The sequence below is a fragment of the uncultured Phascolarctobacterium sp. genome (assembly GCF_902463975.1).
Taxonomy (GTDB): domain Bacteria; phylum Bacillota; class Negativicutes; order Acidaminococcales; family Acidaminococcaceae; genus Phascolarctobacterium_A.
Window position 1 is genome coordinate 20,683 of the sequence record NZ_CABQHJ010000018.1, and the last position, 23,687, is coordinate 44,369.

Here is a 23,687-nt window from a genome sequence, read left to right on the forward strand (position 1 = left end):
GTGAGTATATGAAAAAAATTACAGCCTTGGCGGCAGTGCTTGTTTTGTGCGCTGCGCACGCTTCAGCCTACGAAAACAGCTACGCAGGCTACAGCGTTAAGGACGGACAGCCTTACTATAAGCTGGAAGCGAAGAAGGTTTATGCGTATACCAATATCAGCAGCAAAAAGGCTTATCAGAACGAAGAGGATTTAAAAAATACCGCAGTTAATATTGTTAACTATTACACAGCAGAGGATATGGAGCAGATTTTAGGCGAAAAATTCTCTACGGCTTATTTTGATGCGGAATATGAGAAGCTGGCACTTTTGGAGCGCTCCCAGCTTAATCCGAAAACCGTGCCTGCGCCGCTGCTGGAGCTTGATAAATATGCCGAGCATGACAGTAACGGCAATCTGACGATTCAGAGCAAGGTGCTCAAAGAAAAGCTGGAAAAGCTTACGCCTCTTATTAAGACAGGGAAAATTGCCGGCAAAAAGGCGATAACTATTTCTTACCTATATAAACAGGGTGATGTGCTGGTTAAAATTGATACCAGCCTTGTTTCTGCCAACGACAGACTTTATCTGCTGTCTACCGTAAATACTGACCAGGATCTTTACGCACCCAAAAAGGACGAAAAAGACGCTGACGCTGATGCAGATATTGATGATATCGATACTGACGAAGAAAGCGACGAAAATGATGAGGCCAAGACCGAGCCCAAATCTGCTGCTTCCGCAAAGGAAGAGATGGAAAAGGCTCTGGAGGTTGAGAACGTTTTTGTTCGCGACATTCCTGCAGAAACAATGCAGCGCTTTGATAAAGCACACACTGATCTGCTGAAGGGCTTTAAGGCTTTTGCTCCGACCAGCACGCCGAAGGCCATCAGCTTTACTGATACTGCAGTCGGCAAAAGTGTGCAGCTGCCGGATGACTGGTTCTACGGCCAGCTGAGTGTGCGATATAAGGATAAAGGCACCTTTTATCTGACCATGGCTTCTTCTATGAAGCAAATGCAGGACGTTGCCGCAAATACGGATTATGACAATATCTATTCTGTATTTGCTATTCCGGCGTCTGATCCTGAATACCAGCAAAAATTCATGGATCTTTACACCAGCGGCATGCGCAATGTTCTGGAGCATTGGAATCATCTGCTTGTTACCGTCAGCGTAGATAATATTAATGACGCTGATGCTAAAGAGCTTTTAGCAACGCCTGTTGCCAACAGACTGGCGGTTGAGAGTTTTATCTCCGAAGGTCTGCAGCGCATGAAGGGTTTCAGCAACGAATACTTTGCTTTGAAGGATTATAAGACAAATTTTGACTTCACCCAGGAAAAAGCTCTTATCGGCATCAATGCTGATACCGATTTGCTGAAGGATTTTGCTTATAACAACAAAATTTTACTGAGCTGCAACCAAAAAGCTGCTACAGCGATGCTTTTTATCAAAAAAACCGCCGTTGAAACGGAAAAAAGCCTTGAACAGCAACTAAACGAATGGCACTTTTAATTACACAGGTGCAATGAGTTGCAGTGCATGAAAATCTCACGTCTGAGAAAAGGAAAATTTAACATAATATACATTATCGGACGTAAAATATTATTTTGCAGTCTTTGCGGTAAAAAGGCAGCATTATAGACATGTTTATTTCCCGGCTGAGGAAAATGCTGAGAAAAGCGTCAGATTATGAGAATTCTTCGCTTTTTGCTCCTCCCCCGGAGGTTTTGAGAAGTTTTTAGCATTTTTTATGTTAAATTAGCCACTGTGCGCACTGCTGTTTGACGAAATTACTTTTATCTGTTATAATTTGTATAAGGTTAACTATAAACACATGATTGGAGGGTCTAAAATGGGAAGAAGAAAAGCACTCCCGCCGGACTTTGATGGCAACTATACCGAAGATATGTTGTCTGAACGCCAACGTAACATTTTGAAATTCGTTCGTACTTTTATTAATCATAAGGGTTATCCGCCTGCTGTACGCGAAATCGGTGCAGCAGTAGGTTTATCATCCAGTGCCAGCGTGCATAATCATCTGAAGAAGCTGCAGGAGTATGGCTTCATTCAGCGTGATGCCGCTAAGCCGCGTGCTCTGGAGCTGATGAGCGAAAGCGATGCCTGGAGAAACAAGCTCCTTGTTCCGGTACCGCTGGTTGGGAAGGTTACCGCAGGTGTTCCTATTCTTGCTGTCGAGAATATTGAAGAGACCTATCCTATTCCTCGCGACCTGATTGGCTGTGACGATGATGTTTTCATGCTTTCCGTATGCGGTGACAGCATGATCAACGCAGGTATCCTGGACCATGACTACATTATTGCACGTAAGCAGAATTTTGCTAATAACGGCGATATTGTTGTTGCCCTGATTGACGGCGAGGAAACTACCGTTAAGCGTTACTTCCGCGAGCTGCGCAGTGTGCGCCTGCAGCCGGAAAACGATAAGTACGAGCCTATTGTAGGTTCTGACAACATTAAGGTGCTTGGTAAGGTTATTTCTGTATTCCGTATGCTCTAATAGCATGACTGTAAAATGCATGTAAAATGATGTCACTTTAGCGTCAAATACAAAAAACAGCTCTTTACAGAGCTGTTTTTTTGTTATATATTATAGTTATGAATGTGTGTAAACGATTTTTACAAGGAGATGACGCATATGTTACATCCATCTACTGATATTATCATGAACGCCCAGCAATTCTTTGCTGCGGACCAGAGCGAAGCTAATCTGGTGAAGCTGTTGCATGCAGTCAGCGTAATGCTGCAGGAAGGTGCAGAGGTGCTCATTCCTACTGCTGCCGATGCGCCGGAGGGCCAGCTGCTGCTGCAGACGCAGACTACCGAGAGTGGCCTGGAATACATGACGGCTTACAGCAGCAAAGAGGCCTACGAGCAGGGCAAGCCCTGCAACGTTATCAGTCGTCCGCTGGTCAATTACTTTGAAGCTATCCTGCAAATGGACGGCATTGCCGGCATTATCTTTAACCCTGCTTCCCCTGCTCCCTTCAATATTCAAAACCGGATGATCAAGGAACTGCTGGCCGATGCCAAGAAGAACAAGCAGCAGAACGCTATTTCCGTTTGGCGTGGTGACATTACTACGCTGGACTGCGACGCTATTGTCAATGCTGCCAACAGTACGCTTTTAGGCGGTGGTGGCGTTGATGGTGCTATCCACCGCGCTGCAGGACCGCAGCTTCTGGAGGAATGCAAAGCCTTGGGTGGTTGCCCGACTGGTGCTGCCAAGATTACCTATGGCTATAACCTGCCTGCAAGCTACATTATTCATACTGTAGGCCCGATTTATAATGGTAAGGTTGAACAAAGACTGGAGCTGGCCGACTGCTACAAGAACAGCCTGGACCTGGCGCGCAAGCATCATCTGCACAGCATTGCTTTCCCGGCGATTTCTACCGGTGCTTATGCTTATCCTGTGGACGAGGCTGCCCGTATCGCTCTTTTGACCTGCACCGAATGGATTAATGCCAACGCCGACTATGGCATGAGCGTTGTGCTTACCTGCTTCAACAGCGGCGTTTATAACGCTTATCAGGAGCTTGTTAAAAAGGCGCAGAACGGCGAGTTAGATTAACCTTATAGCACTTTTATGTACGACAAAACCCGTGACTCCCTTCGGACGTCACGGGTTTTTATTAACCTTAGCGTAAATTTACTAGCGTACAGATTTACGCATTGATGATATTGTTGAACAAAGATTTATTGGCTTCAATAGGCTGCTTGCCGCCGACTACACAGATCAGACCGTCGCTGAGCATATCCTCTACTACCTTAGACAATGCCTGCAGGTCTTTATTGCTTACATTGAGGATTTCGCTGCGGATGCGCTGGCGCAGCTCAACGGGAACGTGCTTCAGATATTGCGCGGTTGCCTTGTCAAGACGCATGCTGTTGGTCAGGGGCTTATCCATCGTGCTGATGGTACCGATAACGTACTTGTTCAGCTCGCGCTCGGGGAATTCTTCGTTTCTCAGCCATTCTGCCAGACCTTGGTAAGCCTCCAGAGTTTTCGGCAGCTGCGGGTCGCGGTAGGATGCAAACACGCCTACGCCGTTCAGCTCAAAGCGTGCGGTAACACCGTAAGCGCCGCCCTGAATACGGATTTTGGTCCAGAGATATTCATAGCTCAGAATGGTTTCCAGTACAGCCATCGCGCCCACGTATTTATGGCCGTGCTTAGCAAAGTTGCCGCCTGCAGCAACATATTGTACCTTGCCTGCGGTAGCAATAGCCTCGTTAACGGTGCCTACGGGCAGAACCTCAGCCTTCTCCCCTGCTTCTGCCTCAGACAGCTTGCTGATGAAATCAAGGCACTGCTGTTTTACTGTTGCCTGCTCTTTTACGTCACAGCTATAGCTGAGCAGGAAACGGTTCTTCTGGAAGAAGCGTTTGATTAACAGGCGCAACTGCTCCAGTACCTGCGGTGCCAGCTCGTCGAAGTTGTCGGTCAGCTTTTTGAGGAACTGGTAATAGCTGAATTCATCCTGCTCGTTGACGCGTGCGCCGGCAGAGCAATAGGAGAACAGTCTGGTGATAGCAACGGTCTGACCGCGGTTGAAGAAATTGTCATCCCAATCGGTTTTCAGCTCGGACACCAGCTCGCGGAAGCGGTCGAGGTCGTTCATCTTGCTTTCCAAAGCAATAGCCTGCAGAATATCCAGCATTTTTGGCAGGTTATCGGTGAGGCATTTGCCTTTGGCAGAGAAATAAATTTTATAATCATCCGTAGATTCTGCTTCGGTGAAGGCGCGTACAGCGAACGCAATACCACCGGTATACATGATGGCGTTGGTTGCCAGCTCCTGATAGCTGTAGCGCTCGGTGTTGAACTTGCCCATGATATCTGTGAGCAGATAGCACAGAGGCAGTTTTTCGGCTTCCATATCGGTGATATCAAAATAGAAGCTGGTATAAGCGATTTTATTGGTGTTGCGCGGAAGATACAGCAGATGGCTTGCGCCCAGCTCTTCCTCCTGCGTTTCAATCTTCTCTACTTCCTGTCTGATGTCGCTGCGCTTCAGTACAGGAATAGTTGCGCGGGCTTCTTCACTGTCGGGAGTAGCCTGCAGACGGTGCAGCTCGGCGCATTCGTCGATATGCTGCTGCAGCTCATCCAGACTCATCTGTGCCTTGATAGCGCTCATCTTGGCAGCAGCGGCCTCCTGGTCTGCCTCCTCCTTGCCGGGCTGCGGCAGCAGGGTTACCAGCACCTTATGGGTGTTATCCAGCAGATAGTTTTCGATAATGCTTTCATAATAATTGGTTTTCAGGCCATCGCGCAGAGCTGCCAGATATTTGTTGTAACAGAGGCCCTCAATCGGATTGCCGTCATACAGCCAGTTATCCATAACGCCGATGCCCAGAATCAGTCCCTTGGGATAGCCGCCGAAATCTGCCTCACGCAGCTTGAATTCCATGGAGTTGATGTTGGCCTCTAACAGCTTTTTGTCAATGCCGTTGATGGTGATGTCCTGCAATGTTTTATAAATAACGCTAATAAATTTATCGCGCAGCTCCTTCTCACTGCCGCTGGCACGGATAGAGAATACCGGCTGATACATGCTGGAGGTATAGCCGCCGTTGATAATCTGGCCTACGCCTGCATCCATCAGCGCACGGCGCAGTGCGGAGGATTCGCTGTCCAGCAATGTGCTTTTCAGCAGGCTCAGAGCCATGCTGGTCTGCAGGTCGGTTGCCTTGCCTGTTACGATAGAAAGCTCGTGATATGTTTTGGCAGTGCAGTCCTCCTCTGCCCCAACCGGATAAAAGGCTTCGATATCCGCAGTACGCGGCAAGGACTGCTGTTCTGCGATAGCGGAATCAACAGTACCGGTTTTCTCGAAGCTGCTCAGATATTCGCTGTCGAGATATTCCAAAGTAGCGTCGATATCCATATCACCGTATAAATAGATATAGCTGTTTTCCGGGCTGTAATAGGTTTTGTGGAACTGCTCGAATTTTTCCTGAGTCAGCTGCGGAATAGCGTCCGGATAGCCGCCGGATTCAAAGCGGTAACAGTTGTCGGGGAACAGAGCCTTCATTGCTTCGTTTTCCAGATAAGCGTCCGGCGAAGAATATACACCCTTCATTTCGTTATAAACAACCCCGTTGTAGCTCAGCTCGCCGTCAAGGCTGTCCAGATTATAGTGCCAGCCCTCCTGACGCAGGGTGTATTTGTTTTGGTAGAAGGAAGGATAGAACACAGCGTCCAGATATACGTCCATCAGGTTATGGAAGTCCTTATCGTTGCGGCTGGCAACGGGATACATGGTCTTATCCGAGAAGGTCATAGCGTTCAAAAAGGTGTTCAGAGAACCCTTGACGAGGTCTACGAAGGGCTCCTTTAAGGGATATTTGCGGGAGCCGCAGAGAGAGGAATGCTCCAGAATATGTGCCACACCTGTATCATCTGCAGGCGGAGTTCTGAAGGAAATAGAAAAAACCTTGTTATCGTCATCGTTAGCAAGGTACAAAAGGCGTGCGCCGCTTTTGATATGCTCCAGGATATAAGCCTGAGAGCTGATTTCATCTACAAATTGTGCTTGTAAAACCTTAAAGCCGTGGTATACGGCATTTATTGCTAAAGTCATTGTTGCCTCCTAAAAATTTACACTATGGTATTTATTATAACATATTTGCATATCTATTGTCTGAAATTCTTGTAAAAACAGTTAGCTGTTGCTAAAAAAGATTATCTCCTTGCCAAAAGCGCTGTTCTTGCCTATAATAATTAGTAGAATAGTCAGAATCTGGAGGGAGTATTCATGGAAGAAGCACGCTTTACACTGCGCATTCATCCTATTATTATGAATAAGATGAAGCATTTGGCAAAGATAAATGGCCGTTCGGTCAATAAGGAAATCGAACAGATTTTGAAATGGGTTATCGATGATTATGAGCGTCAATACGGCAAAATTGAGCTGACCAAGGCGGAAATGCCGGGTTTCAGCACAGGCGCGACGGTTAAGGAAGCGCCGGAGCAGCCTATGGAAATGCTCTTCGGTTTAGATAATAAAAGCAAAAAATAATATGCAGGCTCCCCTGCTCTACGCTATACAATAATTAAGGCACTACTGCGCTCACAGTAGTGCCTTTAGTATTTTTGCTTATTTTGCTATTGCATGTTCCTTAAGCTCGATCTTTTGCTTCTCCTCTACCTCTTTAATGCGGCAGCTGGCGAAAATAGAACCGGAAACATTATGCCATACGCTGAAAATAGCGCCCGGAAGTGTAGCCAGCGGATTAGCAGCGAAGTTTGCGGTTGCCAGAGCAAGCGCCAGACCGCTGTTCTGCATTGCAACTTCGATAGCAATGGATGTTTCCTTAGCGTAGGATACCTTCATCAGACGCGCCATGCCCAGGCCCAGAGCCATACCGATGCCGTTGTGCAGGACAACTGCCAGCATTACGATCAGACCGCAGCTCATCAGCTTAGCAGCGTTGACAGCAACGATACCATCGATAATGGTTACAATCGCTACAACGGAAACCAGCGGCAGAATACCGCCAAGCTTGACGATGGTTTCGTGGAAAAGACTGTTTAAGATGATACCTGCAAGGACAGGCAGCAGCACAATCTTCACTACGGAAAGCACCATAGCCATAAAGCTTACCTCAACCCAGGAGCCTGCCAGCAGGTACACCAGCACAGGTGTTACCAGCGGTGCAATCAAGGTCGAAGTGATGGTCATGCCCACGGATAAGGGAACGTCACCCTTAGCGATGTAGGCAATAACGTTGCTGGCAGTACCGCCGGGGCAGCAGCCTACGAGGATAACGCCCAGAGCGATATCAGTATCAAGATTCATCACTACAGCCAGAAAATAGGCTGCCAAGGGCATGATGGTGTATTGCAGGATACAGCCGGAAATAACCTCCTTAGGTCGGGAAAAGACGATTTGGAAGTCCTCGCGCTTGATGGTCAGGCCCATGCCGAACATTGCCGTGCCCAGGAAGAGAGCGGTATACTGCGGAATCCACATGAATTTTTGCGGATGTGTAAAAGCAACCGCAGAGGTGATTAAAATCACGACGGCAATGTACTTGGATAACAATCCGCTAACCTTGCCAATGATGTTTAAAACGCTGTTTTGCTCGTTCATATTAAATTGCCTCCTTACATGTATGCTGCCCTGGGGCAGTCACGCTGTTAATTGCCTCGAGCAGAAGCAATTACATGGGTATTGTACCACAAAAAGGAGGAAAAATCCATGCCCGGCTTAAAGTATCAGCAGGCCTCCAGCAGGTGCGACACCTTCACCTGCAGCTTATCTGCGATGCGGAATACCAGGTCCATACTCGGGCGCGCGCTGCCGTGCTCAATTTTACTCAAATACTGCGGAGTAATGCCTATCTGCTCTGCGAGCATTCCCTGCCCCAGCTCCTGCATGATTCTGTAATAACGTATTTTTCTGCCCATTTCTACATACTTTTCGCAATACATATATCATCCACTCCTCTACTTCTTACTGATTATAGCTTACAGTATTTCCGGCATTTCTTCATGTAAAAAAAGGTGCGAAGACAGCCTTGATACTGCTTGCCAAAGTAAATACAGGCGAATTCCTGAAAAACGTGCCGGCAATCAGTGTTGCTTTTTCGTTATGCCTTAGCATAATCTTATTATAAAAAATAGGATAGCCAGAGATTGGCTATCCTAAAAAATTTTTTGAGAAATTTTTAGATATTTTTTGTGAAAATGAATTTTGTACTTAGTTTACCGGTATCTCCTGTCTGGAAATAACCTCAATCAGCTCGCCTTGGCTTTTCAGCCAGATATCAATGCCCTTGCCGAAGACCTCCGCTTCGATAAGCGTGCCGTTTTCGCTCTCCTCTACTACCTTAGCGGTTGGCAGTCGATCAAGGATGTACTCGTAGCTGCCACCCTTAAACAGGAAGCGCAGGCGCTGCAGATGGCCGCCGTACATAAACTGGATGCGCTTGCGGAACTCGCCTTCCTCAAAGCGTTTGGAATACGGAACGGCGAAATGCGTTTCGGTGACGCTAAAGCTGTTGATTCTGTCGATGCGGTAGATAGTCGGGAAGGGATCGTTTTCTATCTCGAATTTGAGCTTCTCCTTCTCCTTGGGCACGATGAAGCCTGCCAGATAAAAGTAGAATTCGGAGAACATGATGCCTACGGGCTGTAGTCTGCGCTGCACCAGCACACCGTCGGTACGGCGGTAGTTGATGATTATTTCCAGATGCTCATGCACAGCGCCGCTAAGCTCCCACATTTTCTTCAGGAACTTATCCTTGTGCTGCGGTTCTACATAAAGCAGCTTTTCGTTGCCTATAAGCTCGCTCACACGCTGCTGCTCCGTTTTAGGGATACAGCAGTCAATCAGCTTATCGATAATCGGGTAAAGCTCATTTTTGGTGAAGGCCCTGCTTTCCAGCAGTATTTTGAGCGTGGCGAAAACCTCCTCGTTGGACAGCAGATTGCGTGAGGGCGGTACAAGCTGGTAAGCGCCGAGCTTCTGGTTGTAGACCAAATCCTGCATCAGGCCTGATGCTTCATTCTGCTCATGTAAAAAGGACCGCAGGTCTTCTATGTCGCGCTGAATAGAGCGTAAGGAGCAGCCGAAGCGTTGGGCCTCCTCCTTCTTGTAGAGCATTTTGCCGTCTACCAGACGCGAATACATATAGAGCAAACGATCCTTTGCGATGCGTAAATCTGTCATTATTAGTTCCTCCCTGCCATGAAATTTGCAAAGCGGTTGATGTAAGAAAATTTCTTTAAGCTTATTATAGCACAATCATTCTCTTAAGCAAACGTTTTGCCACCGGCTATAAGCAAATTTTACCATAGCGGGAGGACACATACTGTCTTTCTCTAAAAATATTTTTGGCTTTTTCAGCATATTTCAGAGATAACAGGAAAATTTTTACGCCTGTTCAGTTTTAAGCGTGGGCAGAAAGCCGTCCAGTGCTTCCAGAGCGCGTGCTGCAATCTGAGCGTTCTTTTCTCTCTTCTTGCGGATGCGTACAGTGAGCGGCGGAATGAGGCCGAAGTTGATGTTCATCGGCTGGAAGTTTTCAATTGTCGGATTGCTGATGTAGTTGGCCAGTGCTCCGTGCGCAGTTACTTCGGGGAATTCTACCTCCGGCAGCTCCAATACCGCTCTTGCAGCAGCTAAACCGGCCATCAGTCCGGAGGCTGCCGACTCGACGTAGCCTTCTACGCCTGTCATCTGTCCGGCAAAGTAGAAGCGTTTATTGCTTCGCAGGTTGAAGTGCTTATCCAAAAGCTGCGGCGAATTCAGATAGGTGTTTTTGTGCATAACGCCGAAACGGACGAACTCTGCGTTCTCCAGACCGGGAATCATGCCGAAAACACGTCTTTGCTCCGGCCATTTGAGATGTGTCTGGAAGCCTACCAGATTATAAAGGGAGGCAGCGGCGTTATCCTGGCGCAGCTGCACTACTGCGTAGGCTTCCTTGCCGTTACGCGGGTCAATGAGGCCTACAGGCTTCAGCGGACCGAAGCGCATGGTGTCCTCGCCTCTTGCAGCCATTTCCTCGATAGGCATGCAGGCTTCAAAGACATCATGCTCAAAATCCTTTACGGGAGCGCTTTCCGCATTGCAGAGAGCTTCCCAGAAGGCAACGTATTCCTCCTTCGTGTAGAAGGGGCAGTTGAGGTAGTCGGCGCCGCCCTTGTCGTAGCGGGAGGCACGGTAAACCTTGTCATAGTCCAGGGAATCGGCGGTAACAATCGGTGCTGCGGCATCAAAGAAGTGCAGATAATCAGACTTCAAGAGCTTTTTGATATCGGCAAAAAGCGCATCGCTAGTCAGCGGGCCGCTGGCTACGATGACAGTACCCTCGAGGCTTTCCAGGTCGGTCACTTCTTCGTGGATAACGGTAACAAGCGGATTAGCCTTTACTGCTTCGGTTACGGCAGCGGCAAAGCCGTCGCGGTCAACAGCCAGAGCGCCGCCGGCAGGCACCTGATGCTCGTCAGCCTTTTGCATGATGAGAGAGCCTAAACGGCGCATTTCTTCCTTCAGCAGGCCGACAGCGTTTTCAATATTGCCTGCGCGCAGGGAGTTGCTGCAGACAAGCTCGGCAAAATATGCGGTTTTATGTGCTTCGTCACTTTTTACGGGACGCATTTCGTGCAGGATTACAGGGATACCGTGGCGTGTGAGCTGGGTAACGGCTTCGCAGCCTGCCAGACCCGCACCGATTACATGTACAGGAGAGATAGTCATTTATTCGTTGCTGCCTTTCTTAGTTGTAGTAGTTTTTTTCGTTGCGGTTGTTTTCTTTGCAGTAGCGGTTTTTTTAGCGGTAGTTGTTTTAGTAGCAGTAGTCTTTTTTGCTGCAGTTTTGGTAGCAGTAGTTTTCTTAGCGGTAGTCTTTTTAGCTGCCGTAGTTTTCTTGGTTGCGGTTGTTTTAGCTTCCGTAGTCTTTGCTGCAGCGGTTTTAGAAGCATATACCGGTCTTGCCTTGGAGCATTCCGGGTTGCTGCAGAACTTGCGCTTGCTACCGTTGCGTTCCACGTGCTCTACCATCATATGCTTGCATTCCGGACATTCTTCGTTAAGCGGCTTATCCCAAGTGGTGTAATCGCAGTCGGGATATCTTTCGCAGCCATAGAATACCTTGCCGGTCTTGCTTTTACGTTCAAGGATATCGGCGCCGCACTTAGGACATTTTACACCAATCGGGTGCAGAATAGGCTTGGTGTTGCGGCATTTGGGGAAGTTGGGGCAAGCCAGGAATTTGCCGAAGCGTCCCTCGCGGATAACCATCATAGTGCCGTCGTTGCATTTGTCGCAGGGTACGTCGGATACTTCCAGCGGGATTTCAACGATAGGAATTGCCACGCCGGCGTGGTCCAGCTCCTTTTTGAAGGGACCGTAGAATTCGCTGAGGACTTCGTCCTTGGTGTGCTTCTTCTCGGCAACCTCATCCAGCTTTTCCTCCATCTGGGCGGTGAAGCCGATGTTGATGAGTTCCTTGAAATATTCGGTGAGCATATCCACGGTCATAATGCCAAGCTCGGTAACGAGGAGCTTTTTGGCCTCTTTGACAACGTAACCGCGGGTAAGCAGTGTAACGATGGTAGGGGCAAAGGTGCTGGGGCGACCGATGCCCTTCTCCTCCAGCTCCTTGATGAGCGTTGCTTCGGTGAAGTGCGCAGGCGGCTCGGTGAAGTGCTGTTCTGCCGGCATGAGCTTGTAAAGCAGCAGCTTGCTGCCGGGTTCAACATAAGGAACCTTGGAGTCCTTTTCTTTATCGTCATATTTGCTGTGCAGCTGTAAGAAGCCGGGGAATTTCAGCACGGAGCCTGTTGCACGCAGCTGGTAGTCGGCAGCATCAATTGTCAGGGTGGTAACGTCATAAACAGCGTCCGTCATCTGACTGGCAACAACGCGGTTCCAGATGAGCGTATACAGCTTCAGCTGGTCGCCAGTAAGATACTCCTGCATCTCGGCCGGGGTACGCATGACGCTGGTCGGACGAATCGCCTCATGCGCGTCCTGAGCGTTCTTTTTGGTGCTGTAATGGTTTTCCTTCGCCGGGCAGAATTCGCTGCCGAAGTTTTGCTTGATATAGTCGCGGATTTCGGCAATGGCAACCTCTGCCAGACGCACGGAGTCGGTTCTCATGTAGGTAATAAGGCCGACGGAGGTTTTGCCCAGAGATACGCCTTCATAAAGCTGCTGTGCAAGCATCATGGTCTTTTTGGCGCTGAAGTTGAGCTTTTTGTTGGCCTCCTGCTGCATGCTGGAGGTAGTAAACGGCGGTACGGGGTGACGCTTGCGTTCTTTTTTTACTGCGTCGCTCACGATATAATCAGCCTTGGAGAGTGCTTCCTCAGCTGCTCTTGCCTCCTGCTCGTTGTGCAGCTCCAGTTTTTTGCCTTTATATTTTACTGCTTCCGCTTCAAAGAGCTGCCCCTTGCTGCCTTCACGCAGCTTGGCGCTGAGTGTCCAGTATTCTACCGGCACGAAATCTTCGATTTCACGGTCGCGGTCGGCAACGATTTTGGTAGCAACAGATTGTACGCGGCCGGCGCTGAGTCCCTTGCGGATTTTGCGCCACAGCAACGGGCTCAGCTGATAGCCTACGATGCGGTCCAAAATGCGGCGTGCCTGCTGTGCATCAACCATATCCATGTCAATGCAGCGCGGATGCTTGATAGCGTCCTTGACAGCAGCTGCGGTAATCTCATGAAATTCAATGCGGCAGGCAGATGTCGGGTCGATGCCCAGAATAAATGCCAGATGCCAGCTGATTGCTTCACCCTCGCGGTCAGGGTCAGTTGCCAGTAAAACTTTGTCGGCTTTTTTGGCTTCAGCCTTCAATGATTTGATTAAATCGCCCTTGCCGCGGATATTGATATATTTCGGCTCAAATTCGTTTGCATGCTCCTCGTCCGGCAGAAAGGTTACACCCAGGGTGCTTTTCGGCAGGTCGCGCAGATGTCCCATTGAAGCCTTTACGTTATAGTTTTTGCCTAAAAATTTTTCGATAGTCTTGGATTTCGTAGGTGATTCCACGATAACCAGAGTCTTTGCCATTTATGTTCCTCCTACTTACGGTAGTAACGCTGCGCCTGGTCTGTAGCCACCAGTCCGGCGGCCTGCAGGTCAAGCAGCTCCATGCTCACGGCAGCAAAAGCGGCTCCGCTCTGCTCCGTCAGCTTTTCTAAAGAAAGCGCCCCTGCCTGCAAAAGTGCCAGCAGCTTCGCTCCTAATTCAGTTGTGACCGGTGCCGGTGCAGGCTTTGGCTCCTGCGGTGCACAGTCAAAAATACTTGGCTGGGTTATGCGGCGGTTCATCGCCTGCTGCCAGCTCTTTTTATCGTCTAAAATATCCTGTGGCATATCCACCAGCTTGGCACCGGTGCGGATAAGCTCGTGACAGCCAATGCTGCTGCCGTCGAAAATATTCCCCGGTACGCAATATACCTCGCGTCCCTCATCTGCAGCAATGTTCGCTGTAATTACAGCGCCGCTGCGCTTGCCTGCCTCTGCTACCAGAACGGCCTGCGACAGACCGACGATGATGCGGTTGCGCGCAGGAAAGTTTGCTGCTATGGGCGGTACTCCCGGCGGGTATTCCGACACGAGCGCGCCGCGTTCGGCAATGCGGGCAAACAGTCTGGCGTTTTCCGGCGGATAGGCAATATCCAGCCCGCAGCCAAGCACTGCCACCGTCGTCCCTCCGGCCTGCAGGCAGGCCTCGTGCGCCGCCGTGTCAATGCCCTTGGCACCGCCGCTGATAATGGGTATCCCCTCGCGCGTCATCGCCTGCGCAAAGTAGGCGACAGCACGCACACCGTATTCCGTGCAGCGACGTGAACCGACTATCGCCAAGGCGTAAGGAGCCTCGGGCAGCTTTCCTTTGATATAAAGCACCAAAGGCTTGTCGCTCAGGTTCTGCAGGCTCTGCGGATAAGCAGCGTCCGTATACGCTAAGAGCTCCACGCCATGATGACGGCAGAAGTAATCAATTTTCTGCGGCATACGTGCATCGCGGTTGCCAAGAAAATTGTGAATCGCCTTCAGCGTGCAAAGTCCTGTCGCTGTAAGTGTGGCAGCATCAGCCTCAAAAACGGCGCGGGCACTGCCCAAAGCGTTGATTAAAGCAGGGATTCTGCTGCGTCCCAAACCGGGGACAGCAGCGCAGATTGCAGCAAGATATAAGGTATCCATAAGGTCACACTCCTCCTGTTTTCTCTACATGATTATGCAGTCAGAGCGGAACTTCATGCCACAGCCTTCATAATATGCGATTTTCTTACATTATAATGATGAAATTCGTATTGGTCAAGTAAATTAATTATACAATAGAAGAAATTATCAGTCAAAACTCTTGGAAAGCATACTGCTAAAAGTGCGCAAAACCGCGCCACGCAGCAAAAAGGACTCCCTCGGCTGAAGGAGTCCGCTGCTTATTAATTTTTATTTTTGCAGTCTTTGCATAACGTAATCGACAATCTGCTGTGCTGCCAAAGGATGCGCATGCTCGCTGCACGCTGCAGTCTCACGCGGGCTTACCGTGCTGTTTTTGATGTGCTGCACCAGCTCGTCGGTAGAGCGTGCCACCAGAGCGCCGCAGTATTGCTGCAGGAAGGCAGCGTTGCCCTCCTCCTGTCCCGGCAGCGGCTTGTAGATTAAAAGGTCCAGTCCGCTCGCCAGCACCTCAGCAGAGGTTAAACCGCCGGCCTTGGTAATAATCATATCCGCGCCGGCCATAAGCTGCGGCACGTCCTCACGGAAGCCGTAAATTTCGGCCGTAGCGCCGTATTTGGCTTGCAGCTGTGCTGCCAACGCCTCGTTATGTCCTGTGACAGCAACAACGCGCAGGTTTTTCAGAGCGGCGCGCTGCAGTGCCGCAATAATTTCAGCCATCGGCAAAAGGCCCTCGCCCCCGCCCATCAAAAGGCAGACGCGTTCGTTTTCGTCCCAGCCGAAGAACTCGCGGCATTTTTGCTTATCATGCTTAATCATAAACTGCTGGCGCACGGGAATGCCCGTAGCCTGAATGTCGGCAGTTGTTTCTAGCTTATCACGCAGCAGCTCGTCTGCAATAAAGTAGGTATCCACGCCGTCGCAAACCCACCAGCGGTGAATCGTAAAGTCGGTCACTACGGCGCCGAGCCAAAGACCGGGATGCTGCTTTTTGTAATAGCCGATAATGCCTGCGGGTGTAGCGTGCGTGGCGATTACCGCGTCAGGCTGCACACTGCGCAGGTAGTTGCCGCCTAAGCGTGCCAGCAGGCGGTTTAAAAGCTCACGCAGCCATAAGGAGCCGCCCTGCTTATTGCCCCAGCTGTAGGCCAGCTTGTAAAGCCACGGGCAGCATTTTAAAATCCACAGGTAGGTGCCTAAAAAGGCCTTGCCCAAAAGCTGCGGGAAGAAGTCGAAGATGTTGCCGTGGATGACCTCAACCTCCGGACGGTCGGCGAAGGCCTGCTCCAGGGCTTCGGCTGCCAGTCTGTGTCCGGAGCCTATGGGTGCCGAAAGCAGGAGCACAGTATATTTTTTTCGTGTTTTTTGCATATGTATCACCATCTATATTGTATCGGAAATATAGCTAATCGGAATTTTTTTGCGAAAAAGGCTTGCTATCATAGCCTTTATATTGTATCATATTTTTAACTACAATCAATAGTTAATGTTCTTGCGAAACGTAAAATTCGTGAGAAATTTTTGGGAGGCTCATCAAATGACTACTAGAAGACCTGTTGAAAGCTTTAGCTTTCCTGTAGAAAAAATTAAACAAGGTTATTATACTGACGCATATTTTATGCGTTCCGAAGAAATCTTAAACGGTGATAATTATCATCCGCGCGTGCTGATGCAGGTGTTCGCCCGTGACCATGTTGTTGTTTGCGGTACCGACGAGGTCATTGCTCTGATCCGTCAATGCGCTTTCCATCCGGAAACTATCGAAATTCATTCCCTGCGTGACGGCGAAGAGGTTGACGAATGGGAAACCGTTATGACTATTGAAGGCGATTATGCCGACTTTGCGCATCTGGAAACCATCTATTTGGGTATTTTGGCACGCCAGAGCCGCATTGCTACCAATGTTCGCCGCGTAGTGAAGGCTGCCAACGGCAAGCCGGTGCTTTTCTTCCCTGCACGCTATGATATTTACCAGACTCAGGAATCCGACGGCTATGCAGCTTTAGTTGGCGGCATCCACGGCTTTTCTACCGATGCCAACGCACTGGCAGCAGGCGGCAAGGGCTTGGGCACTATCCCCCATGCATTGATTGCTTCCTATAAGGGTGACACTGTCGCTGCTACCGAAGCCTTCGATAAATATGTTGACCCGTCTATCGCACGTATAGCTCTGGTTGACTTTGACAACGACTGCGTAAACACTTCTCTGGCTGTTGCCCGCAAGCTGGGCAAAAAGCTTGCAGGTGTGCGTCTGGATACCTCCGGCAGCATGGTTGACAAGAGCCTGTGGACTCAGATCGGTACCTTTAAACCGACCGGCGTTTGCAAGGAGCTTGTTTGCAATGTTCGCCGTGCGCTGGATGCCGAAGGCTTCAACCACGTTAAGATTATCGCTTCCGGCGGCTTTGACGCTGAACGCGTAGCAGCGTTTGAGGAAATTGGCGTACCGGTTGATACCTATGCTGTAGGCTCTTCCTTCTTTGACGGCAACATCAACTACACTGCTGATATCGTTAAGGTTGACGGCAAGGATTGCGCTAAGGCTGGCCGCAAATACAATCCTAACCCCAAAATGGAGCTTGTGAAATAATTTGCAACAATGAGGTTGCAGTGCGAAAGTGCTGCAGCCTTTTTTGCTACCCGAAAGAAGGAGATACTGGTAGTATAAAGAATCTTTACTACGGGAAATAAAATGTCCTTACGCTCAGTAAAAATTACGGTCACTCATTTCGTGTGGAATCAAGACGAAGCGGCGCAAAACTCGCGCTAAGCTGATAAATGCTACTATATAAATTAGGCATAGCGCTCAGACATTGCGCCCCTTCTGTGGTTCCAGACACTCATTCGCTGCAATTTTTATTCACTTCACGACATTCCATTTCCCTATTCACAGGTCTTAGCTTTAATACTGTTTGTAACTAACGCAATTTCTTATATATGTAAAGGAGACATCACCATGTCATTGAATACAACTCCCGCTGCCGAACGTGTGCACATAGGCATTTTCGGTAAGCGTAACGCCGGCAAGTCCAGCCTTATCAACGCCATCACCAGTCAGGAGCTTGCCATTGTCAGCGAACAAAAGGGCACTACTACCGACCCTGTATATAAGGCTATGGAGCTTTTGCCACTCGGCCCGGTGATGATTATCGACACCCCCGGCCTCGATGATGAGGGCGAGCTGGGCGCGCAGCGCATTGCCAAGGCTCAGCAGGTGCTTAATAAGTGCGACATTGCATTGCTCGTTGTAGATGCCAGCGTTGGCCTCAGCGAAGCGGACAAAGCGCTGTGGCAGCAGCTGCAGGCGAAAAAGCTGCCTTCCATCCTTGTGCTGAACAAGGTAGAGCTTTTGGACGAAATGCGCCAGGCGCTGCTCACCATGGAGGCCATGAAGCTCACGAAGCAATGCTTCCTCGTCAGCGCCCTTGCCAACCGCAACATCAACGAGCTGAAGGAGGCTATCGCCGCCCTGCGCCCGCGTGAGGCAGAACGCCAGCTGCTTGGCGATTTAATCAAGCCCTGCGACATCGTAGTGCTCGTAACGCCGATTGACAGCGCCGCACCCAAGGGCAGGCTCATCCTGCCGCAGCAGCAGGTACTACGCAACGTGCTCGACAACAAGGGCATTGCCGTAACCGTGCAGGAAAGCGAGCTGGCGGAAGCACTGGCACGCCTTGCCTTCCCGCCAAAGCTCATCGTAACCGACAGTCAGGCCTTCGGCGCAGTCAGCAAAATTGTGCCGCCCACCATTCCGCTCACCTCCTTCTCCATTCTCATGGCGCGCTACAAGGGCACGCTCAGCGCAGCCGTAGAGGCAGTGCGTGTGCTCGATACGCTCAAGGATGGCGATAAGGTGCTCATCAGCGAGGGCTGCACGCACCACCGCCAATGTCAGGACATCGGCACAGTAAAGCTTCCCGGCTGGATTCGCAGCTTTACCAAAGCTGAGCCTGAATTCTGCTTCAGCAGCGGTACGGAATTCCCCGCTGACCTGTCACAGTATAAGCTCGTAGTGCATTGCGGCGGCTGCATGCTCAACGAGCGCGAAATGCAAAGCCGCAGCGAACGCGCGGCGGCGCAGAGCGTCCCCATGACCAACTACGGCATCGCCATTGCCTATATGCACGGCATTTTACAGCGCAGCGTCGCTCCCCTGCCGGATATCGCCAAGCTGCTGGAGTAAAGCAGCTGAACAGGAGAAAGTGAGGGTATGAACCATGCACAGCTTTTTATATTATTACCTGATCTTCATCAACTGCACCGCCTTTGTCGTCTACGGTGCGGATAAAGCCTTCGCCAAGCTGCATAGCTGGCGTGTGCCGGAAATAATGCTGCTGCTTTTGGCAGCGATTGGCGGCAGCGCAGGCGCATTTATCGCTATGCAGCTCTTCCGCCATAAGACACAGCATTTGAAGTTCATCTTCGGCGTACCGCTCATTTTCTTCCTGCAGGTGGCAATTATCAGCTATTTTTTCTATAAGGGCTGAGCGCTCTCTAAAAACCGTACAAACCGTACAAAACCGTACAAACCCTTGCTGCATGCGGCTTTGGGGCTGTACGGTTTTTGCGTTGTGTACGGTTTTTAGTTGTTTAGACCTTCTCCAGTAAATCCTCAATATTACAATAAAGCTGTTTTGCTATTCTGGCAAGCGTTTCTGCCTGCGCGCGGTTGATATTCTTCTGTCGCTGCTCATACTGCTGAATAGTGCGCAGCGGAACCTCTGCCAATTCCGCCAGCTCCCTTTGCGTCAGCTCTGCCTTTACGCGCAACAGCTTCAGGTTCGTATCCTTCTTCGCTTCTTTATAAAGCTCCGTCATCTTCTCCGTAAAATGGCGAATATCCATCTCGTGATAAGGATTGTACAGGCTCTGCACAGTTTTGATAGGAACGTAACGGTTAATCTCCGCAAAGCTCAGCGCCGTCTGCCACTGGTAGTAGGCCAGCGCCCAGCCTGTCCAATATTCCTCACTGCGGTTGACCGGATAATCAGGCTTGATGCGCTCCCACGCCAGTCCCACGTTCTCTAAAACCGTATAGGCAAGCTCCACGCCAGACATACCTGCGAGAATAGTGAAATCCCCCTGCTCGAAGCGTCTGGCGATACCGGAAGCGAGAAAAAACTCAAAGAATTCTCTGATGTCATAATGCAAATCGTAGACAGCGAAATCCAGCATACGGGCAAGAGCTGTGCGCGCTTTATCAAGATATAGCTTATCGAATACTCTGAGTATATGATAACACTCTTGTGTATTCTAAAACCGCCTCTCATTTCAGCGTATTTGAGGCGTTTTTTGCTATTTGTGTAGTTTAGTGTAAAAAAAGTGCATTTTTTCACGTATTTTCACACGAATATTTTGCGGAAATGTGTTGTTTTTGACACGAAAGAATTTTATAATATATGTAGAACTACCGGAGGTGATAAATATGTATAGAAAAATATCACAGAAACTACTTGCATGGAAAGAAAGTCCTTTCCGCAAACCACTTCTATTGCAAGGTGCCAGACAGGTAGGCAAAACCTTCTCTGTTTTGGAATTCGGACGTAACAACTATGAAAATGTAGCATATTTTAACTTTGAAACCAACACACAATTAAACGCAACCTTTGAGGAAAACATAGAGCCGGGGTATTTGCTGCCTATTTTATCGCATATAGCAGGTACCAGCATCATCAAGGAAAAAACACTCATCATCTTCGATGAAGTACAGCTTTGCGAACGCGCTCTCACCTCGTTAAAATACTTTTGCGAGCAGGCACCGGAATACCATATTATCGCTCTGGGAAGCCTTTTAGGTGTCGCAGTTAACCGCAAAACCTACTCCTTCCCTGTCGGTAAGGTTGATATGCTTACTATGTACCCTATGGATATGGAAGAATTCCTTTTGGCGCTGGATGAAAGCTACCTGTTGGAGAAAATCAAGGCCTGCTTTACAGATAAAACTGCTATGCCTGCAGCCTTACACCAATCAGCCTTAGAGTTATATCGCCAATATCTTGTTGTGGGCGGTATGCCGGAGGCAGTGATGATCTTCAGCAAGACGAAGGATTATGTCTTTGTTCGTCATATTCAGGATACTATCTTGGCAAGCTATCTTAATGATATGAGCAAGTACAATACTGAAAATGAAATTAAAAAGACCAGACTTACGTATGATAATATAACGGTGCAGCTTTCCAAGAAGAATACCCGTTTTCAATATAAGCTGATAAAAAGCGGTGCGCGGGCAGCTGAGTTTGAAAACGCGATAGAATGGCTTATTCTTTCTGGCATTGTTGACCAGGTTTATAAGGTTGAGCAAATCAAAAAACCTTTGGCCAACTATCGTGATATTGATGCCTTTAAGATTTATTTGTCAGACGTAGGCTTATTATGCGCCAAGAAAGATATCATTGCTAACGATATTCTTTATATGGTGGATGAACTTAATGATTTTAAGGGTGGCATGACGGAGAATTATGTGCATAATCAGCTGAAAATTAATGATTATACGACATACTATTGGGAATCGGACCGTGGCGCTGAAATTGACGTTATCATTCAGCGCGAAGGCAAGCTAATTCCTATTGAAGTAAAAGCTGCCGATAACACCAGAGCCAAAAGCTTGAAGCTGTATATGGACAGGTTTGAGCCTGCATATGCTATCAAGCTTTCTACCAAGAATTTTGCTCAGGAGGATAATAAGCTTATTATTCCTTTATATGCGGCATTTTGTATCTGAAGTAATAGAATAGCGTACACCAATACAAAAACCGTACATGCGCAAAGCCTTGCCCTGCCTGCGTTTGTACGGCATTTTTATATACTTATACCCCTACAATCTTCGGCAGATACTTTTCTTCAAAAGCTCGCAATACACCAAGCAGTCTTTCGTCCAGATAGCTCATGCCCTGCTCCCGTAGTTTTTGTGGTATGCCGTAGTAGCATTCTGCTACCGCACCGGTGATTGCTGCCAGTGTGTCGCTGTCACCGCCGATAGAAATAGCATTACGGATAGCATCTTCATAGCTTGTCGACTCAAAGAAGGCCATCAATGCCTGCGGTACGGTATTCTGGCAGGTTTCGTTGAACATATAGGAATCGCGGATACCGTCGAGCGTGAAGTCCATAGAATAATAGTTGGCATCAATATAATCCCTGATGGCTTGCATATCTGCGCCCTGCTTAGCCATAAAGGCTGCCACGGCAGTTGCTTCCGCTCCCTTAATGCCCTCCGGATGGTTGTGCGTCACATCTGTAACCATCAGCGAAAGCTGTTTGACCTGCTCCATAGTATTCGCAGCATAGACAACACCGCTCACGCGCATTGCCGAACCGTTGCCATAGCTGTTATAAGGCTGCGGGTCGCCGAAATAAAGCCAGCAGGAAAACGTTCTACCATAACCTGCATCAGGATATGCGCCACCAAAGGCACGCATTTTTGCTACAGCCTCCTCGCGCAAATCACTGAAATCAGGCTTGCTCTCCAAAAGCGCCTCACATAACGCTAAAGACATTACGCTGTCATCTGTGAAAAAGCAGTCATTAGTCAAAAACTCAAAATCTTTCGCTTTATAATTATCCCATTCAAAACGTGAACCGACAATATCGCCAATAATTGCACCTAGCATTGTATACGCCTCCACTCGTTTGTTATATGTATATTATAGCATAATCGTCTAAACCGTACATCATAACAAAAACCGTACATGCGCAAAGCCTTGCCCCGCCTGCGTTTGTACGGTTTGTACAGTATTGTACGGTTTTTGAGGATAGCCAAAAAATATATATAAACATATAGAAACGCTCTGCCAACCTTACGGCCAGCAGAGCGCTTTTTTATGTCGTTTTTAAGTGTTATATATTTTATTCTTCCCTCGCCTGCTTTGAAGATGTCCATAAAGTATATTGCACTAAGATAAGTATACCAACTAATACCATAGCTAAAGCTAAATACGGACTATCAAACAAAAATAAAAGAAGAATTAATCCTGCAGGCGCCAGATAATTTTCATAATCTGGATGGTTTCTGTAATAATCTATGTTGCTTCTCTGCTTATCAGTCCTATTGTTTATAGTTTTTGCCTGATAACGGATTGCCCACAGATCATGTAAATCGCTGATATCAACAAGCAAGAACCCGAAAAAGAACGGAAAAGCAATTGCGAAAGCATAAAAAGCAAAAGTATAATCAGGTTGCCACCAAAGCTTATTTGTTACTAGTACAGACGCGATCAAAAGCATCATGCTGTAAAACCAGATTCTAAATATAAGCAGTATGTTGTAATAAAATTTCTTTACCAGATGCAGACTTTGGGGCCACAATATCCTTTTATCCATAAAGTAATTTCTGCGTTTAAAAACCAACAGAAAACATGCTACGCAAATTGCGTACAACCTTACATCTTGCAGGACAAGAAGAAAAAACATAACTATACAGATTATTATTTTTTTGCCAGTTTCCGCTTCATCGTCTGTTTTTTTCTCTGGCTCGCATTGTTGATATGTATTTGCAACCTGTTGGCCATTATCATCCAGGTAATTGACCATGCTTTCCGGATTAACGCTTTCCTGTGCAGTATTCGGGAAATCTTCATCCGCTGAAGCAAGAGAGACAGGTGGAGCATCCTCAGTCTTATCATCACTTTCATCTAATACTTTCTTTAGTACCCCTGATTTTTGCATAGATGCACCAACGGCAGCAGGAGCAAGCAGCAAAACAAAAGCTAGTAATCCTGAATATAAACCATATGTTGCATATTTAATTGCACCTATAACAATAGCGAAGAAAACACATGCCCCTACTGCTAGCTTGGTACGTTTATCGTAAAGTGCGTGCAATATTGTGACTACAAAGAAAAGATATAAATATATCTGCCATTTTTCCATGTGCATGTCCTTTTAAAATACCATACTCCACAAAGTATTAAGGATGTGTGGCATTTTTCTTTCATATTTTTATGAAGTTGCTTAGAATTGGTACTTTACAGGCTCATTACGGCTTGTGAAGGGATCAAGGATATCAATGATTAAAGAAAATATCCGTATCACCTTTT

Annotated in this window: 19 protein-coding genes and 1 pseudogene; 9 read left to right on the plus strand and 11 right to left on the minus strand. The window is 48.2% G+C overall.

Translation table 11 applies throughout. The annotated features are described in order from the left end of the window. Positions 1–8: 8 nt before the first annotated feature. The 4 genes and pseudogenes from RDW05_RS06515 (at position 9) to RDW05_RS11675 (ending at position 3,576) form a co-directional block, all read left to right on the plus strand. Positions 9–1,496 (plus strand): hypothetical protein, encoded by a 1,488-nt coding sequence (locus RDW05_RS06515; RefSeq protein ID WP_307978289.1) that lies wholly within the window; start codon positions 9–11, stop codon positions 1,494–1,496. 340 nt (positions 1,497–1,836) lie between these two features. Beyond that, complete coding sequence (lexA, locus tag RDW05_RS06520; protein ID WP_050787083.1) at positions 1,837–2,502, plus strand: transcriptional repressor LexA; 666 nt, start codon at positions 1,837–1,839, stop codon at positions 2,500–2,502. 165 nt (positions 2,503–2,667) lie between these two features. Then, positions 2,668–3,003: pseudogene (locus RDW05_RS11670) on the plus strand (SseB family protein); the annotation flags it as partial. Positions 3,004–3,006: 3 nt separating this feature from the next. Beyond that, complete coding sequence (locus RDW05_RS11675) at positions 3,007–3,576, plus strand: O-acetyl-ADP-ribose deacetylase (protein WP_367269570.1); 570 nt, start codon at positions 3,007–3,009, stop codon at positions 3,574–3,576. 94 nt (positions 3,577–3,670) lie between these two features. On the opposite strand, the gene RDW05_RS06530 is transcribed toward RDW05_RS11675, so the two are convergent. Further along, positions 3,671–6,592 (minus strand): insulinase family protein, encoded by a 2,922-nt coding sequence (locus tag RDW05_RS06530; protein ID WP_307978291.1) that lies wholly within the window; start codon positions 6,590–6,592, stop codon positions 3,671–3,673. Positions 6,593–6,766: 174 nt separating this feature from the next. Here RDW05_RS06530 and RDW05_RS06535 point away from each other — a divergent pair, with 174 nt between their 5' ends. Beyond that, positions 6,767–7,030, plus strand: a complete 264-nt coding sequence (locus tag RDW05_RS06535) for an Arc family DNA-binding protein (RefSeq protein WP_009144608.1) — start codon at positions 6,767–6,769, stop codon at positions 7,028–7,030. Positions 7,031–7,108: 78 nt separating this feature from the next. On the opposite strand, the gene RDW05_RS06540 is transcribed toward RDW05_RS06535, so the two are convergent. The 7 genes from RDW05_RS06540 to RDW05_RS06570 form a co-directional block, all read right to left on the minus strand. After that, the gene (locus tag RDW05_RS06540; protein WP_307978292.1) at positions 7,109–8,104 is read right to left on the minus strand and encodes a bile acid:sodium symporter family protein; all 996 of its coding nucleotides are present in this window, start codon (positions 8,102–8,104) and stop codon (positions 7,109–7,111) included. 125 nt (positions 8,105–8,229) lie between these two features. Further along, a complete protein-coding gene (locus RDW05_RS06545) occupies positions 8,230–8,445 on the minus strand; it encodes a helix-turn-helix domain-containing protein (RefSeq protein ID WP_210684417.1) in 216 nt (71 codons plus the stop codon). Positions 8,446–8,713: 268 nt separating this feature from the next. Continuing rightward, positions 8,714–9,685: a YafY family protein gene (locus tag RDW05_RS06550; RefSeq protein WP_293812291.1), complete on the minus strand. Its 972-nt coding sequence runs from the start codon at positions 9,683–9,685 to the stop codon at positions 8,714–8,716. A gap of 204 nt (positions 9,686–9,889) precedes the next feature. Continuing rightward, on the minus strand, positions 9,890–11,218 hold the full coding sequence (trmFO, locus tag RDW05_RS06555; RefSeq protein WP_307978293.1) for a methylenetetrahydrofolate--tRNA-(uracil(54)-C(5))-methyltransferase (FADH(2)-oxidizing) TrmFO: 1,329 nt from the start codon (positions 11,216–11,218) through the stop codon (positions 9,890–9,892). Further along, complete coding sequence (gene topA / locus RDW05_RS06560; protein WP_307978294.1) at positions 11,219–13,537, minus strand: type I DNA topoisomerase; 2,319 nt, start codon at positions 13,535–13,537, stop codon at positions 11,219–11,221. A gap of 11 nt (positions 13,538–13,548) precedes the next feature. Next, positions 13,549–14,673, minus strand: coding sequence for a DNA-processing protein DprA (gene dprA / locus RDW05_RS06565; RefSeq protein ID WP_307978296.1), 1,125 nt, complete (start codon positions 14,671–14,673; stop codon positions 13,549–13,551). 249 nt (positions 14,674–14,922) lie between these two features. Beyond that, complete coding sequence (locus tag RDW05_RS06570; RefSeq protein ID WP_307978297.1) at positions 14,923–16,023, minus strand: glycosyltransferase; 1,101 nt, start codon at positions 16,021–16,023, stop codon at positions 14,923–14,925. 166 nt (positions 16,024–16,189) lie between these two features. On the opposite strand from RDW05_RS06570, the gene RDW05_RS06575 reads away from it, so the two are divergent. From RDW05_RS06575 to RDW05_RS06585, 3 genes are all read left to right on the plus strand, one after another. Next, on the plus strand, positions 16,190–17,242 hold the full coding sequence (locus tag RDW05_RS06575) for a nicotinate phosphoribosyltransferase (RefSeq protein WP_307978298.1): 1,053 nt from the start codon (positions 16,190–16,192) through the stop codon (positions 17,240–17,242). A 366-nt stretch (positions 17,243–17,608) separates the two neighbouring features. After that, entirely contained in the window at positions 17,609–18,835 is a 1,227-nt protein-coding gene (gene hydF, locus RDW05_RS06580) for a [FeFe] hydrogenase H-cluster maturation GTPase HydF (protein WP_307978299.1), read from the plus strand. A 34-nt stretch (positions 18,836–18,869) separates the two neighbouring features. Then, the gene (locus RDW05_RS06585) at positions 18,870–19,139 is read left to right on the plus strand and encodes a DUF1294 domain-containing protein (RefSeq protein ID WP_307978300.1); all 270 of its coding nucleotides are present in this window, start codon (positions 18,870–18,872) and stop codon (positions 19,137–19,139) included. Positions 19,140–19,242: 103 nt separating this feature from the next. Here the strand turns inward: RDW05_RS06585 and RDW05_RS06590 are convergent, their stop codons facing one another. Then, complete coding sequence (locus RDW05_RS06590; protein WP_307978301.1) at positions 19,243–19,827, minus strand: helix-turn-helix transcriptional regulator; 585 nt, start codon at positions 19,825–19,827, stop codon at positions 19,243–19,245. A gap of 250 nt (positions 19,828–20,077) precedes the next feature. On the opposite strand from RDW05_RS06590, the gene RDW05_RS06595 reads away from it, so the two are divergent. After that, positions 20,078–21,373 (plus strand): ATP-binding protein, encoded by a 1,296-nt coding sequence (locus tag RDW05_RS06595; RefSeq protein WP_307978302.1) that lies wholly within the window; start codon positions 20,078–20,080, stop codon positions 21,371–21,373. An 85-nt stretch (positions 21,374–21,458) separates the two neighbouring features. Here the strand turns inward: RDW05_RS06595 and RDW05_RS06600 are convergent, their stop codons facing one another. Both RDW05_RS06600 and RDW05_RS06605 read right to left on the minus strand, forming a co-directional pair. Beyond that, on the minus strand, positions 21,459–22,262 hold the full coding sequence (locus RDW05_RS06600) for an ADP-ribosylglycohydrolase family protein (protein ID WP_307978303.1): 804 nt from the start codon (positions 22,260–22,262) through the stop codon (positions 21,459–21,461). Positions 22,263–22,497: 235 nt separating this feature from the next. Then, positions 22,498–23,520, minus strand: a complete 1,023-nt coding sequence (locus tag RDW05_RS06605) for a hypothetical protein (protein ID WP_307978305.1) — start codon at positions 23,518–23,520, stop codon at positions 22,498–22,500. Between the last annotated feature and the right edge of the window lie 167 nt (positions 23,521–23,687).

Bases quoted from the DNA above. Each gene is read 5' to 3' on its own strand.
- RDW05_RS06515 (WP_307978289.1), top strand. From the start codon at position 9: ATGAAAAAAATTACAGCCTTGGCGGCAGTGCTTGTTTTGTGCGCTGCG.
- lexA (WP_050787083.1), top strand. From the start codon at position 1,837: ATGGGAAGAAGAAAAGCACTCCCGCCGGACTTTGATGGCAACTATACC.
- RDW05_RS11675 (WP_367269570.1), top strand. From the start codon at position 3,007: ATGATCAAGGAACTGCTGGCCGATGCCAAGAAGAACAAGCAGCAGAAC.
- RDW05_RS06530 (WP_307978291.1), bottom strand. From the start codon at position 6,592: ATGACTTTAGCAATAAATGCCGTATACCACGGCTTTAAGGTTTTACAA.
- RDW05_RS06535 (WP_009144608.1), top strand. From the start codon at position 6,767: ATGGAAGAAGCACGCTTTACACTGCGCATTCATCCTATTATTATGAAT.
- RDW05_RS06540 (WP_307978292.1), bottom strand. From the start codon at position 8,104: ATGAACGAGCAAAACAGCGTTTTAAACATCATTGGCAAGGTTAGCGGA.
- RDW05_RS06545 (WP_210684417.1), bottom strand. From the start codon at position 8,445: ATGTATTGCGAAAAGTATGTAGAAATGGGCAGAAAAATACGTTATTAC.
- RDW05_RS06550 (WP_293812291.1), bottom strand. From the start codon at position 9,685: ATGACAGATTTACGCATCGCAAAGGATCGTTTGCTCTATATGTATTCG.
- trmFO (WP_307978293.1), bottom strand. From the start codon at position 11,218: ATGACTATCTCTCCTGTACATGTAATCGGTGCGGGTCTGGCAGGCTGC.
- topA (WP_307978294.1), bottom strand. From the start codon at position 13,537: ATGGCAAAGACTCTGGTTATCGTGGAATCACCTACGAAATCCAAGACT.
- dprA (WP_307978296.1), bottom strand. From the start codon at position 14,673: ATGGATACCTTATATCTTGCTGCAATCTGCGCTGCTGTCCCCGGTTTG.
- RDW05_RS06570 (WP_307978297.1), bottom strand. From the start codon at position 16,023: ATGCAAAAAACACGAAAAAAATATACTGTGCTCCTGCTTTCGGCACCC.
- RDW05_RS06575 (WP_307978298.1), top strand. From the start codon at position 16,190: ATGACTACTAGAAGACCTGTTGAAAGCTTTAGCTTTCCTGTAGAAAAA.
- hydF (WP_307978299.1), top strand. From the start codon at position 17,609: ATGTCATTGAATACAACTCCCGCTGCCGAACGTGTGCACATAGGCATT.
- RDW05_RS06585 (WP_307978300.1), top strand. From the start codon at position 18,870: ATGCACAGCTTTTTATATTATTACCTGATCTTCATCAACTGCACCGCC.
- RDW05_RS06590 (WP_307978301.1), bottom strand. From the start codon at position 19,827: ATGCTGGATTTCGCTGTCTACGATTTGCATTATGACATCAGAGAATTC.
- RDW05_RS06595 (WP_307978302.1), top strand. From the start codon at position 20,078: ATGTATAGAAAAATATCACAGAAACTACTTGCATGGAAAGAAAGTCCT.
- RDW05_RS06600 (WP_307978303.1), bottom strand. From the start codon at position 22,262: ATGCTAGGTGCAATTATTGGCGATATTGTCGGTTCACGTTTTGAATGG.
- RDW05_RS06605 (WP_307978305.1), bottom strand. From the start codon at position 23,520: ATGGAAAAATGGCAGATATATTTATATCTTTTCTTTGTAGTCACAATA.